This window comes from Rickettsia endosymbiont of Cantharis rufa (assembly GCF_964026445.1).
Lineage (GTDB): Bacteria > Pseudomonadota > Alphaproteobacteria > Rickettsiales > Rickettsiaceae > Rickettsia.
In genome coordinates this window covers 220,270-234,152 of the sequence record NZ_OZ032150.1, presented here as the reverse complement: position 1 = coordinate 234,152, position 13,883 = coordinate 220,270, and the positions used below count along the sequence as shown (strand labels likewise).

Here is a 13,883-nt window from a genome sequence, read left to right as displayed (position 1 = left end):
ATAGCTAAGCCTCTATAAAACAGTTACGTCATGTACTTTTCGAAAAGCGTGTCTACATCACAGAGATATTTTCTTCTCCTAGATTTAGCTTAAAACTATTCTGGTTCAATGGGATTTAGATCAGGGGAATAAGGCGGTAAGTACTCTAATATATGACCGGCTTTTTCTATCATAATTTTTAAATTTGGACTTTTATGAAAACTTGCATTATCCATTACAACTACTGAATTATGGGGTAATTTAGGTATTAAATCTTGTTCTACCCAAGCGTTAAAAATAGCAGTATTAACATTGCATTCAAAAATTGACACAGTCAGCAATGATTTATCTATTAACGCCCCTATAACATTAGTTCTTTTTGACGGATGCCAATCATGGATACCATAACATCTCTGACCTTTTACTGAATACCCATGGGTCCTAGGAGCACTACGGACAAAACAGCTCTCATCGGTAAATACGATCACTTTCTCTTCCGCTTTATACTTTTTGATCTTATGCTGAAATTCTAGCCTCTCTTCTTCTTTTGCCTTCGGATGTCTTAAAGCTTTTTTTATACGTAATATTTAACTTATTTAATGCTTTATGTATCCCTGATTTACTAACTCCTAACCGCTCAGCCCTTTCATATTGGTATGCATCACTATATTGCTCTACGCCTACCTTCAATCTATCAAGCGGTATTTTTGTTGAATCTTTATTTCTACTTCTTAAGGGCGATATTCTTTTTGTCCATACAAATACTCTATTGGTCGCACCTCCATTTTACAGACGTGGATATTAAAAGGCTATACGTTCAATAAGAGTTCCGATGACTTTATCATGAATATCCAATGACTTGGAAAAACAAATTGTTTTACGTGTCAGTCTTTTGCATCTTGTTCTAAGATTTAAGTTACCCCGTTCTATCCGTTGAGTATATTTTTTACTAACAATGTGTTTTTTGGGATCTAATAACCCAGCATAACTTCCCCATCCATCTGTAAAATAAAAAGTAACCTTAAAATCCTCCGGTTTTTTTCAGTAATGATTCTGATGTGCTATCACATCTTGTACCAAAAGTATAAGCAACTACTTTTAACAAAATCTTATCCAAAGAATATCAAAGCCATCTTTGTTTGGATTTATTCTGTACATAAGACCATTGTTCATCTATTTCAGGAGCAATAATTACTTCTATCGTATTGATAGAATGATTTATCTTTTTTAACGCTAGATTTTTTTTTAAAACACGGATAACCGTATTGATACCCACTTTTAATACTCTTACTGTATCCCTAACTCCAGAGCCATTGATTGACATATCTACTATCTGAGCCTTGACTCCAGGCTTAGAGGCATTATTAATATATTACAGTTAAAAATATCGATTACACTGCTTGCATTGATATCTCTGTTGTTTTGAAATTGAATATCCCGCCTTTACTACTTTTTCTGTGTCGTTATAATATCTACACTTAACATCTATTCTTGATCTACACTTAACATATATTCTTGTCATAACTCCTTAACTATAATTCTCTCTTATTACTGTTTGAGGATTATAGACTATTCATGCTAAGCTGCAATACGGGGGTGCGACCTGCTAGGTTATTAGATCCCAAAAAACACATTGTTAGTAAAAAATATACTCAACGGATAGAACGGGGTAACTTAAATCTTAGAACAAGATGCAAAAGACTGACACGTAAAACAATTTGTTTTTCCAAGTCATTGGATATTCATGATAAAGTCATCGGAACTCTTATTGAACGTATAGCCTTTTAATATTCACATCTGTAAAATGGAGGTGCGGCCCTAAACCAAAAACAACAATACCTAGTGCTGCTCCTAACATGATCACAAAAACTCCAATAGCTCCTAAGTCTATTCTTACTCCTAAAAACGTAGTAACCGAGGCTAAACCCGGACCTAAGCCTCGTATAACTATTACTCCTCCGGTAGCCAAGCCTTGCCTAACTCCTTCTACTCCTAAACCTAAACCACGGAGTCCGCATGGTAGAGGTTAAATAGTATTTGCTCTTTCAGCTATAATAATTTCATGTATTTTTTTAAGCGTATCATCAAAATCATCGTTAGTAACTATATAATCATACTCATTAGCGTGTGATATTTCGTTTTGCGCTGACTGCATACGTAATTTTATTGCTTCTTCATTATCGGTTGCTCTATTTCTTAAGCGCTGTTCCAGTATTTCAATACTAGGAGGCAATACAAATATAGAAACAACATTAGTAGCATTTTTCTTAATACTTCTTGCTCCTTGCCAATCAATATCAAATAAAACGTCCAAGCCTTGATTTAATAACATTTCCACATATTCTTTAGGCACACCATAATAATGGTCGTATATTTTAGCATATTCAAGGAATTGGTTTTGCTTAACTAATTCTTCAAACTCAAGACCTGTTTTAAAATAATAATTTATACCTTCTATTTCTCCTAAACGAGGTTTTCTTGTAGTCGCAGAAACAGATAAACGCAAATTATTATCTATTTTCAATAATTCTTTGGCTAAACTTGATTTACCTGTGCCTGAAGGAGAAGATAAAATTATAATCAGCCCTTTATTGTTCGTTATCATATTGTAGTTTTTATTTGTTAGATACTTTTCTTTTTATCACCTCATCCATAGTACAATTAAAATATTTTGCTATTTTTAAAATAGTATCTATTTCAGGATTAAATTCGCGATTAACTTCTGCTCTCATAATTCTGCTAACGGTCGTGTAAGGGATATCAGTAACCTGAGCAAGATATTTACGATCTATCTTTTCTTGTTTTAATTTTTCTTCTAAAAATTCTTTTACTTTAGTAGCAAGCGCCATATTAATAACCTCTGAATAAATAAAGAGTAGTATACGAAGTTTGTTGGGTATTACTAGCCTTGTTTCATGGATCGGAAAACCTACTTAATTGTCATCCCCGCATAGGCGGAGCTTTTGTTGCATGGCTCGTTTTATGTCAGTCCCACGCAGGCGGGAATCCATGGTAAAGCAAGATAAACCGAGCTTTTAATTTTAAAAATTTGTTGTATTTATACCTTTTTTCTGGATCCCCGCCTACGCGGGGATGACAATTAAGTAGATTTTCCGATCCACGCGGGAATACATCGCGCAGGTTTTTCGATCCATGCAACAACGCCGGTATTACCAAACATTTTTTATAATTATGGGTAATTTATAAGACCTTATAATTACCAAATCAAACCTGATATTATAATTTCTATATTTAGAATTGCTACTTAAAAACATTTCAGCAGCTCTAGTAATTCTTCTTTGCTGATTGAAAGATACAAATCTATCATCAATTTTAGAGCTTCTTGCTTTGACTTCAATAAAAACAATTTCTTTATTACGTAACGCAATAGTATCTATTTCACCGACATAATAACGCTTTCTATGATGCAGTATTTGATAAAATTTTAGTTTATAGATTATTATACAAATATATTCAGTAATAATGCCGAAATAGTCCTTTTTCATTATTCTTTAGGTAATAATATCTGTACAAATTCTGTTTTAGATAGATCAGCTGCTATATCCACTATAACATCCTGCTGCGTAACCTTAGACACATAGCCTACTAAAATATCTGCAGGATAAATATTACCGTGTCCGGAGGTTATTATCTCCTCGTCTTTCTGTACTAAATGATTGTTAGGCAAGTATAAAATTTTACTATTATTATTATTACCTGCTAAAATACCTTGTTCTCTTGAAGAGTTAGCTTTAATAGGTATTCTGGAGTTAACATCGCTAATTAACATCACTTTAGCATAATTATTGCTAACTTCTATTACTTTTCCTATTAATTTTCCTGAATTAACAACGATTTGATCAGGTTCAATACCTTGCTTTTTACCCGCAGAAATCAAAGCAGTTCTAGAAAAGGGATTAAAGGAAACACTCAGTAATTTAGTAGTAATATATTTAAATTCTTCTTCCTCAGCAATCGTTAACAAATCTTTTAATGCAATGTTTTCGGCTCTTACTGATTCTACTTCACTTTGCAAATGTTGTAATCTTGCTATTTCGAGCTTAAGTTCTATATTTTTCCTTTCTAAATCTTGAAAATAAGCAAATTTTTGTGTTATTGAATTGATATATTCAAATATATCTTCATAAACTGCTAAACCGGTTGATACTATACTACCGGTTACTTCAAGAGATATACTAGATATTTTTTTAGGCTTAGTAAAAAATAAATATACAGATAATCCAAGCCCAAATATAACAAAAAAACGCTTAAGGGCATTTGATATTATTCTTATTAATTCTAATGAATTTGAAGAATTTTTTACTCTATTTGCAAGTATTGCCATTTTTAATCCTGTTTAAATAGTACATGTTTTAGCTTTGTAAAATCTTCAAGTACTTTTCCTATTCCAAGTGCCACACAAGAAAGGGCGTCATCTGCAACTATCACTGGCAATTTAGTGGCTTCACTAAGAACAAAATCAAGGTTTCGTAATAATGAGCCGCCGCCTGTTAGAACAATTCCTTTATCGACTATATCTGAAGATAACTCGGGGGGCGTTGCTTCTAGCGCCACTTTTACCGCTTCAACAATTTGACTTACTGGTTCAATTAGACTATCAGCAATTTGTTTTTCATTCAATACCATTTCTTTAGGAATACCGTAAATTAAATCACGCCCTTTAATTTCCATCTTTCTTGGTTCAACCTTTTCATCTACATAAGCCGTGCCTATTTCTTGCTTTATCTTTTCAGCAGTAGCCTCACCTATCAATAAATTATAGTGTCTTCTTATATATGAAATAATAGCTTCATCCATCTTATCACCACCAACTCTTACCGACCTTGCATATACTATGCCGCCTAGTGATAAAACTGCAACTTCCGTAGTACCTCCTCCAATATCGACAATCATCGAACCTGTCGCCTCCGTTACGGGGAGCCCTGCTCCGATTGCAGCTGCCATAGGCTCTTCAATTAAATATACATCCCTACCACCCGCACTTTCCGCTGCTTCTTGGATAGCACGACGCTCAACCGGCGTAGAACCGGAAGGCACACAAATAACAATTGTCGGGCCAAAAAAAGAGCGACGATTATGCACCATTCTAATAAAATACTTTATCATTTCTTCTGCACCTTTAAAATCGGCAATAACACCGTCTTTTAAAGGCCTTTTTGCTTCAATATCCGTAGGAGTACGCCCAAGCATCATTTTTGCTTCATGACCATAAGCATAAGGCACAAAAGCACCGTCTTTTTTTATTAAAGCAATAACAGAAGGCTCTCTGAGAACAATGCCACGATTTTTTTGATAGACAATAGTATTTGCCGTACCGAGATCTATAGCCATACCGGAAGAAAATCCCTCCAAAAATTTCCTTATCATTTTATTTTTTCTCTCTAAATTCTAAAAACTTATTTTTAATTCTTAGTGTCATCCCGTGGCTTGATCACGGGATCCAGTTAAAAATGCTAAAACAATGCATATTCTAAATTATTTTTTGGATCCCGTGGTCAAGTCACGGGATGACACTAAATCGCTTGGTGGACCATACATCAAACCACAACCAAATACATTATTCAAATCTCTTTATAATGTAAAATAATAAAATTACTAATAAAAAATATTAGCATACTAGGTAATAAAATGGCAGCAATTAAAGACAGATTATTATAAGTAAGTATTTTCAACAATATTTCTGATAACGAATATACTATAAAACCTGAAAATAAACCTAATATCAATATTTTTTCTTGTGAATTATCACGCTGTTTAAGACTAATAAAACAACTCGCTAAAATGACAGTTGCCGTCATCATTACAGGTTTAAATAATTGCTTGTAATAATAAATTTGATAATTAATAGTCGGTAAACCTGAATTTAATAATTCATTAATTAATTTTGGTAAATTCCAAATAGAAACCATTTCAGGCCGAATAAATTTATTTACTAAACTATTAATTGATAAATTTGTCTGTATAGTTAAATTATTGTAGGTTGTGGTCTTCTCTTTTGTAAAAACCTTTACTCTATTTAAATGTAACGTTTTATTTTCAATAATACCGTATAATGCATCAATCCTCTTTAAGAAAGAATTATTACTATCAACAAATAAAATTGTAATATTATTTAATTTTTTCTCGGCAACATTAATAAATTGTGTTTGAATGATTTGATTTTCATCATTTAAAGCTTCAAAAAATAATAAACCGGATCTAGATATTATACCTTCACTTAAGGCTTTTTTTGTCAGTTTTGCTTCTAATAAATCATATTTTTGTAAACCTGTAGTACCGATAGGATTCAATATGGTCATAAAAACTATACCTAAAATTAAAGTTACGATACACGGAATAACAAGCACTTGCCAAATATGAATACCGCTAGATAATATAGCTGTTAATTCATTATTTTTTGTTAGATTTCTAAGAAAAAATAACATAGCGGTAAAACTAATTAACGAAGATACTTGACCTAATAAATAAGGAATTTTATATAAGACAAGTCTCCAAAAAAAACTAAAAGGGGCATAAATATTTTTGAATTTTTGCAAAAGATCAAAAATATTTGAGATAATTAACAGACCGATTAAAAGAAATAATATAATAACGAAACACTTAGAATATAATTTAGTAAGATACCAAGAAAGTGTTTTTAGATTAATCATTATAAATTCAAGTCTAGGCTGTTGCGTATGGAAAATTAAAAAGATTATTATTACAACGTAGTTTGTTATGAATTAAAATAAGAATCGTGTGGTGGGGCTGGTAGGACTTGAACCTACGACCACACCGTTATGAGCGGCGTGCTCTAACCAACTGAGCTACAGCCCCTTTTTATTTGAAATTTATATAATTTTTATACGTTCAAGTCTAGTAAAATTTTTGTGTTTTTTAGGTATTGACTAAAAACAGGACAATGTGGGCTAGCTTTTTCATCATAAGCTACGGAAATTACAAAGTAATTGTACGTTCGCAATCTCAGGAGTTTGTTGTTATTTCATGAGATTGCCACACAGAAATGACAAACAGGTTATAAATAAAAAAGGTCGAGCTTACTACTCGACCTTTTAATAAACTATAATTAGTAAATAATTTTAGTGATGTACAACTGTTACAGCTCTACGATTACAAGCAAAAGCTTCTTCAGTGTTACCCATCATAGCAGGTCTATCTTTACCGTAAGAGATTGTATTTAATCTGTTATGATCAATTCCCTTATGAGCTAAGAATTTTTTCGCTACTGCTGCTCTTCTTTCACCTAGACCTAAGTTGTACTCTCTAGTACCTCTTTCATCCGCGTGCCCTTCAACAGTAGCTTTTACTTCGGGATGCTTTGATAACCAGCAAGCTTGTCTTTCTAACTCTTCTTTAGCTTTTGGTGATAAAGAAGAACTATCAAAAGCAAACCATACTGCATTCCCTGCATGCTTCTCGAAATCTTTCATTAATGATGTTTCTTCACTTTGATTCATCATACCGTCCATTTGAGGCGCTCTTTTTGTTGTATTACACCCTGCAAGCACAAATAATGCAAGAAAAGTTAATGTAATTTTTGTTATTTTCATAATTAAACTCCTTAGAAGATTATAATTTATTAGTATTGAATTCATTTTAGTTAGTTATAAATTACAAACTAACCAAAAGCTATGTGAGTTAGTATATATTATTATTTTATTAGTTTAAAGGCTAAAATATTATAAAATGCAATTACTTCTGTATAAATGTTGTAAAAATATCATTTTATTTAGCGTCGATGGATGGATAGACGAGTATACTCCGAGTAAATAAAGCAATTGATAGACAGAGATCAACTGAGGAAAAAGAAAGGAATCCACAAGACGGGGAGCGGAAGCCGTTACTTAAACGTTCAGTACCGCAGTACTTGTAGGATGACGTAGCCAATTTTTGAAGTTCTATCTTAGAATATATTAGACTTCCTGCATAAGTCATCTTATAAAGAGGAATTTAAAGGGGACGCGGAGCGCAGAACCGTAGCGTACATAGACGTACGTGAGGATTCGGCTACCTACTCGATGTATAAATTACCTTTAGAAATGACTTATGCAGGAAATCTGTTCACCATCTTATTAATGCACTGCCCCAAGTTAGACCAGCACCGATAGCTGAAAATAGTATAATATCACCCTTTTTTATTTTGCCTGATGCTTTTAGAGTACTTAAAGCAAGAGGAATAGAAGCCGCTGAACAATTGGCGTGCTTCTCAACGGTTTTTACTATTTTATGTTCGGGTAGGTTTAATGATTCGGCAAGTTTATTAATAATACGTATATTTGCTTGATGAGGTATAAAATAATCAATATTGCTTACGCTAAATTGATTATCATGCAACAACTCTTCTATAGATTGTTGCATTTTTTCTATTGCATGGCGAAATAATTTCTGCCCCTGCATAATAATTTTACCGCTAGTACCGTTCATACTGACACCACCGCTTGTGTATAGTATTTCATAATCAGCCCCGCTTGAGAAGATATTACTGTCTATTAAACCGGAGTCATCACTACTACACTGTAATATTACGCTACCCGCTCCATCACCGAATAAAACGCAAGTAGAACGATCATTCCAATCTAACAGCGGTGTCATTTTTTCAGCACCTATAAGCAAAATAGTTTTATATTTACCGGATGAAATAAGGGAATTTGCTACTTGCAATCCATACACAAAACCGGCACATACGGCTTGTAAATCAAAAGATGGTATATTAGCTAAACCAAGATAACCTTGAAGTTTAGTGGCAACCGAAGGGAAGCTATTATCCGGGGTAGTAGTACATGTAATAATTAAATCAATATCATTTGCTGATATCCCCGCATCTGCTATAGCTTTTTCAGCTGATTTTAAAGCAAGATGGGAAGTATATTCTGTATCACCTGCTATATGACGCTGCGTAATACCTGTTCTTGTTCTAATCCATTCATCGTTAGTATCTACAAATTTTGCAAGCTCGTCATTACTAGCTATTTTTGAAGGAAGATATCCGCCGCAGCCAATAATTTTACAGGTCATATATTATTTAAGATACTACTTCTTCTTCAGCTTCAATTTTTTTTGTTACTACTTGACGATTATTGTAAGTACCGTCTACTGAAGAAATATGATGCGGAAGTTTATACTCACCTGTTTGTGAATCAACTATCACGTTAACTTTGCCGAGTGCTAAGTGCGAACGTCTCATATTACGTCTTGATTTCGATGTTTTTTTCTTTGGAACTGCCATTATTAGCCTCTCTAAATATAAATTAAAAAGTATTTGTCAAATTAGTGAAGCAGTATATTATAATATTGTAACAAAATCTAGATAAAATTAAACTTATGAAAATTTTTATAACATACATTTTTAGTATATTAGCCTTTTTTTCCTTAAGCGGCTGCAAAACTATTGAAAATAGAGGGCAATCCATAGATGATTCGGCACTTGTAAAATTAGAGTCTAAAAAACTAAACAAAGTGGAAGTCGTAGAATTAATTGGTACGCCTAGTATGGTACCCGAATATTCCCAAAACACTTGGTATTATGTCGAAAGAGTGATGTCTCAAAGAGCTTGGCTTAACCCAAAAATTGAAAAGCAAACAATAGTAAAAATTACATTTGATGCTAATAATTTTATGCAGGAAATAGTAGTAATAGATGACTCTCATAAACAAGATATAGAAATGGTCCGTGAATATACTAGGACATATGGAACAGAACTTAACGGGCTACAAAAATTTGTTAAAAATCTAGGTAGATTCAATAAAACTACCGACGGAAACAAAAATAAAAGCAAGGGTAAGAAGAAATAAGTATTTCAATCGTCATTGCGAGAAGAACTGCAAGTTTCGACGAAACAATCTCAGGACTTTGGTACGAGATTGCCACGCTCCTTCCAGTCGCTCGCAATGACGATTTGATACTCACGCGAGAATAACACCAACACCCACAAAACAAAAACTATCTAATATGATTTCGATATTTAGTAAATTAAAACAAAGTTTATCTAAAACTTCTAGTAAAATATCGGAAGGTATCGACAAAATATTTTACAAGAAAAAATTAGACGATGAAACTCTAGAAGAGCTAGAAGAGTTGCTTATCTCTAGCGATATGAGCATTTCAGCCGTAACTAAAATTATAGAGGAATTTAAAACAATAAAATTTGACAAGGAAATAGATAGTAACACGGTAAAAAAAACTCTTGCTAAGTTGATAGAACAGCGGCTATCAAAATCAGAAATTCCTTTTACTTTAAATGAGAATAAATTAAACGTAATTTTAGTTTGCGGTGTTAACGGAGCAGGAAAAACTACGACTATAGGTAAGCTTGCTGCAATCTATTCAGCACAAGAAAAAAAAGTAGCAGTTGCAGCCTGTGATACTTTTAGAGCAGCTGCCATAAATCAACTAAGCACTTGGGTGGATAGAGCAAATGCACTACTTATTACCGGCGAAGAATCGGCTGATCCTGCAAGCGTTGCTTACCGCGCGATAGAAGAGTCGACAAAACAAAATATCGATATACTTTTTATCGATACAGCAGGCAGGCTTCATAATAAAAAAAACTTAATGGACGAACTCGCCAAGATCGTAAAAGTTATAAAAAAATTAGATGAGAGTGTACCTACGCATAGCATTTTAGTAATTGATGCTATTACCGGACAAAATACTTATAACCAAGTCGAGTATTTTGATGGTGCTACTAATTTGACGGGGCTTATCGTAACTAAATTAGACGGCAGTGCTAAAGCGGGAGTAATTGTCGGAGTAGTGCAGAAATTTAATTTACCCGTGTACTTTATCGGCATAGGCGAGAAAATAGAGGACTTAAAAATATTCAACCGACATGATTTTGCTAAAAGTTTGGTTGGGTTGTGAGGTTTTGCCGCGTGGAGCAGGAAACACACTCGGTGTCATCCCGTGGCTTGACCTATAGTATCGGACATTTTTGTTCTATGTCATTCCCGCGTAGGCGGGAATCCAGAAAATAATTTCAATATTAATATAGGAAATTACATATTTGCTAAAAAACAAGTTTTTTATAGGTTTTACTGGATTCCCGCCTACGCGGGAATGACATAAAATGAGCCACGCAACAGCACCAACGCTCGCTCGCAATGACGATAGAATTAAAAATAAAATCATAAAATGACTCAAAAAAATACCTTATTGCTCATAGACGGATACGGATTCGTTTTTAGAGCCTATTATGCACAACAGCCTTTAACTTCACCAAAAGGTGAACCTGTTGGAGCTCTTTACGGCTTTACTTCAATGCTACTAAAATTACTGGGCGACTTTAAGCCTAAACATGTCGCTGTAGTGTTTGACAGCGGCGGGAAAAATTTTCGCCATCATATTTATCCTGAATATAAAGCTAATCGCCCCCCTCCGCCTGAAGATTTAATTGCACAATTACCTTTAGTTCGCGATGTTGCAAGCAGTTTAAATTTTCCTATTCTAGAAAAAAGTGGTTATGAAGCCGATGACATTATCGCAACTTTTGCTAATAAAGTCGCATCATTTGGAGAGGATGTCGTTGTTATCTCTTCCGATAAAGATTTATTGCAGTTAATGAGTGAAAACATCAGAATATATGATCCTCTAAAAGGGAAATATATTACAGAGGGTGATGTTGTTAAAAAGTTTGGCACTACTTCTGATAAATTACGTGAAGTGATGGCTTTAATTGGCGATAGATCTGATAACATACCGGGCGTACCGTCTATTGGACCAAAAACGGCCAGTAGCCTTATAGCCGAATTCGGTTCAGTGGAAAATATACTAAATTCTCTAGATCGAATATCAAGTATAAAACAACGTGAAACTTTACAAAATTCAAGAGAAGCCGCGCTTATTTCATGGCAGTTAATAGGGCTTGATTCTAATGTTGATTTAGATTTTCAGCTAAATAATCTAGAATGGTCGCCTCCAAATAGCGATAAATTAGCAGAATTTTTACAGAAATACGGTTTTAAATCCTTATATAAAAGAGCAGAAAATTTATTTGATTTTAAAATTAATGAGCATGAAGAGATAGCAGATAATAAAGTAACGGAAATAAAAGAAATTAGTAATGCTAATGAGTTAACAGACTTTGCTAAAGGGGCTGAGAAAATAGGAATATTCGGGATATATTTACTTCAGCGTAAAGGAGATAATCTTGCTTTTATTTTATCACTACAAAACCAAAGTTATATTATTAAAATTCCAAATACTACCAATAACCTTTTTTCCTATAATACTAAAACTAATAATAACTGGTTTTCGGATATAATCTTCAATTTACTAGCCGATAAATCCATAAAAAAAATCACCTATTCTCTTAAACCTCTGCTTAAATTTTACGCAAAACAAGCTCATGAGATTATTGCTATAGAGGATTTAGAACTAATGCAATATGCGTTATCTGCTGGTTTATCACAGAAAAATTTGTTTGGAGAGGCTTTGAAAGAGGATAATACGATCAATGAATCGGCAAAAATAGTAGCTGATTTCACTTCGCTTTATAAGCAAACTATATTAGAGCTTAAGGACAATAAAGCATTTAGACTTTATAGTGAAATTGACTTACCTACCTGTTTTATTTTGGATAAAATGGAGAAGGTTGGGATTAAAGTAGATGCAAATTATCTAAATCAGTTATCCGCTGAATTTGGAGCAGAAATAGCTAGACTTGAAGAAGAAATCTTCGCTCTTAGCGGGATTAAATTTAATATCGGTTCACCAAAACAACTTGGTGAAATTCTATTTGAAAAAATGCAATTACCTTTTGGCAAAGCTTCCGCTAAAGCAAACTCTTACTCAACAGGAGCTGAAATACTCGAGAAGCTTAGTGAACACGGCTATCCTATCGCTGATTTATTACTAAGATGGCGGCAGCTTACGAAATTAAAGAACACTTACACCGATAGCTTACCGAAACAGATAGATAATATAACGAGGCGGGTACATACGACATTTTTACAGACTTCTACCACTACAGGGAGACTTAGCTCACAAGAGCCTAATTTGCAAAATGTACCAATTCGCTCTAGTGAGGGGAATAAAATCAGACAAGCTTTTATCGCTGAAGAAGGTTATAAATTAATATCCGCTGATTATTCTCAAATTGAGCTTAGAATATTAAGCCATATCGCAAATATAGAAGCACTAAAACAAGCATTTATCAATAAAGATGATATTCATACTCAAACCGCTTGTCAAATCTTTAACTTGCAAAAACATGAACTAACTAGCGAACATAGGCGTAAAGCAAAAGCCATAAATTTCGGTATTATTTATGGTATAAGTGCTTTTGGGCTTGCTAAACAATTAAATGTTAGTAACGGCGAAGCATCCGAATATATCAAGAAATATTTTGCTGAATATAAAGGAGTACAAGAATATATGGAGCAAACAAAAGCTTTTGCAAGTAGCAACGGCTATGTCACAAATTTCTTTGACAGAAAATGTTTTGTACCTTCAATTCATGATAAAAAGCTTAAACAATTTGCAGAGCGCGCGGCTATTAATGCTCCAATTCAAGGAACTAATGCCGATATAATTAAAATTGCCATGATCAATCTAGATCAAGAAATAGAAAAACGTAAGCTAAAAACAAGATTAGTACTGCAAATTCATGACGAATTACTGTTTGAAGCACCAATTGATGAAGTAGAAATCATAACACCTATTATCAAAAAAATCATGGGGAATTCTACTAATATGGATGTACCAATCATAACTGAAGTAAGAGCAGGTAATAACTGGATGGAAATTCATTAAAGGCGTGGCATTGTTGCGTGGATACTCAAACCGTCATTGCGAGGAGCAAAGCGGCGCAGCAATCTAGAAAAAATAATAAAAAATTCTGTGAATCAGAATTTTTTACTGGATTGCTTCGTCAATTACTACGTAA

The 13,883-nt window shown here is 33.6% G+C and carries 17 protein-coding genes, 1 tRNA gene and 1 pseudogene; 4 read left to right on the top strand and 15 right to left on the bottom strand.

The window, feature by feature from the left end; translation table 11 throughout:
* Positions 1-95: 95 nt before the first annotated feature.
* From AAGD46_RS01235 to AAGD46_RS08515, 4 genes and pseudogenes are all read right to left on the bottom strand, one after another.
* A complete protein-coding gene (locus AAGD46_RS01235; RefSeq protein WP_341787865.1) occupies positions 96-494 on the bottom strand; it encodes a transposase in 399 nt (132 codons plus the stop codon).
* 1 nt (position 495) lies between these two features.
* Positions 496-723 carry an IS630 transposase-related protein gene (locus AAGD46_RS01230; protein ID WP_341787864.1) on the bottom strand — a complete coding sequence of 76 codons (228 nt, stop codon included), beginning with the start codon at positions 721-723 and terminating at the stop codon, positions 496-498.
* Between the two features lie 57 nt (positions 724-780).
* Positions 781-945 (bottom strand): annotated as a pseudogene (locus AAGD46_RS08520) (IS1 family transposase); the annotation flags it as partial.
* Between the two features lie 157 nt (positions 946-1,102).
* Positions 1,103-1,303: an IS1 family transposase gene (locus AAGD46_RS08515; protein WP_410525940.1), complete on the bottom strand. Its 201-nt coding sequence runs from the start codon at positions 1,301-1,303 to the stop codon at positions 1,103-1,105.
* Positions 1,304-1,554: 251 nt separating this feature from the next.
* Here AAGD46_RS08515 and AAGD46_RS01220 point away from each other — a divergent pair, with 251 nt between their 5' ends.
* Positions 1,555-1,767, top strand: a complete 213-nt coding sequence (locus AAGD46_RS01220) for an IS1 family transposase (protein WP_341787451.1) — start codon at positions 1,555-1,557, stop codon at positions 1,765-1,767.
* On the opposite strand, the gene AAGD46_RS01215 is transcribed toward AAGD46_RS01220, so the two are convergent.
* The 11 genes from AAGD46_RS01215 to rpmF form a co-directional block, all read right to left on the bottom strand.
* Positions 1,745-1,948, bottom strand: coding sequence for a hypothetical protein (locus tag AAGD46_RS01215; protein WP_341787450.1), 204 nt, complete (start codon positions 1,946-1,948; stop codon positions 1,745-1,747). The genes AAGD46_RS01220 and AAGD46_RS01215 overlap by 23 nt on opposite strands.
* A 57-nt stretch (positions 1,949-2,005) precedes the next feature.
* Positions 2,006-2,584: a guanylate kinase gene (gene gmk / locus AAGD46_RS01210; RefSeq protein WP_341787449.1), complete on the bottom strand. Its 579-nt coding sequence runs from the start codon at positions 2,582-2,584 to the stop codon at positions 2,006-2,008.
* Positions 2,585-2,594: 10 nt separating this feature from the next.
* Positions 2,595-2,828: a helix-turn-helix transcriptional regulator gene (locus AAGD46_RS01205; protein ID WP_341787448.1), complete on the bottom strand. Its 234-nt coding sequence runs from the start codon at positions 2,826-2,828 to the stop codon at positions 2,595-2,597.
* Between the two features lie 321 nt (positions 2,829-3,149).
* Positions 3,150-3,485, bottom strand: a complete 336-nt coding sequence (locus tag AAGD46_RS01200) for a YraN family protein (protein WP_341787447.1) — start codon at positions 3,483-3,485, stop codon at positions 3,150-3,152.
* Entirely contained in the window at positions 3,485-4,324 is an 840-nt protein-coding gene (gene mreC, locus AAGD46_RS01195) for a rod shape-determining protein MreC (RefSeq protein WP_341787446.1), read from the bottom strand. Before mreC ends, AAGD46_RS01200 begins: the two co-directional genes overlap by 1 nt.
* Before the next feature lie 2 nt (positions 4,325-4,326).
* Positions 4,327-5,367, bottom strand: a complete 1,041-nt coding sequence (locus AAGD46_RS01190; RefSeq protein WP_341787445.1) for a rod shape-determining protein — start codon at positions 5,365-5,367, stop codon at positions 4,327-4,329.
* A gap of 194 nt (positions 5,368-5,561) precedes the next feature.
* Positions 5,562-6,650 (bottom strand): LptF/LptG family permease, encoded by a 1,089-nt coding sequence (locus AAGD46_RS01185; RefSeq protein WP_341787444.1) that lies wholly within the window; start codon positions 6,648-6,650, stop codon positions 5,562-5,564.
* An 89-nt stretch (positions 6,651-6,739) separates the two neighbouring features.
* Positions 6,740-6,816, bottom strand: a tRNA-Ile gene (locus tag AAGD46_RS01180).
* Positions 6,817-7,079: 263 nt separating this feature from the next.
* Positions 7,080-7,550, bottom strand: a complete 471-nt coding sequence (gene pal / locus AAGD46_RS01175) for a peptidoglycan-associated lipoprotein Pal (RefSeq protein WP_341787443.1) — start codon at positions 7,548-7,550, stop codon at positions 7,080-7,082.
* A 511-nt stretch (positions 7,551-8,061) separates the two neighbouring features.
* Positions 8,062-9,015, bottom strand: coding sequence for a beta-ketoacyl-ACP synthase III (locus AAGD46_RS01165; RefSeq protein WP_341787442.1), 954 nt, complete (start codon positions 9,013-9,015; stop codon positions 8,062-8,064).
* A gap of 7 nt (positions 9,016-9,022) precedes the next feature.
* Entirely contained in the window at positions 9,023-9,226 is a 204-nt protein-coding gene (gene rpmF, locus AAGD46_RS01160) for a 50S ribosomal protein L32 (protein ID WP_341787441.1), read from the bottom strand.
* Between the two features lie 95 nt (positions 9,227-9,321).
* Between rpmF and AAGD46_RS01155 the strand changes: the two genes are divergently transcribed.
* The 3 genes from AAGD46_RS01155 to polA all read left to right on the top strand — a co-directional run bounded on the left by AAGD46_RS01155 (position 9,322) and on the right by polA (position 13,750).
* The gene (locus AAGD46_RS01155; protein ID WP_341787440.1) at positions 9,322-9,792 is read left to right on the top strand and encodes an outer membrane protein assembly factor BamE; all 471 of its coding nucleotides are present in this window, start codon (positions 9,322-9,324) and stop codon (positions 9,790-9,792) included.
* Positions 9,793-9,949: 157 nt separating this feature from the next.
* The gene (gene ftsY, locus AAGD46_RS01150; RefSeq protein WP_341787439.1) at positions 9,950-10,861 is read left to right on the top strand and encodes a signal recognition particle-docking protein FtsY; all 912 of its coding nucleotides are present in this window, start codon (positions 9,950-9,952) and stop codon (positions 10,859-10,861) included.
* 270 nt (positions 10,862-11,131) lie between these two features.
* Complete coding sequence (gene polA / locus AAGD46_RS01145; RefSeq protein WP_341787438.1) at positions 11,132-13,750, top strand: DNA polymerase I; 2,619 nt, start codon at positions 11,132-11,134, stop codon at positions 13,748-13,750.
* The last annotated feature ends 133 nt before the right edge of the window (positions 13,751-13,883 follow it).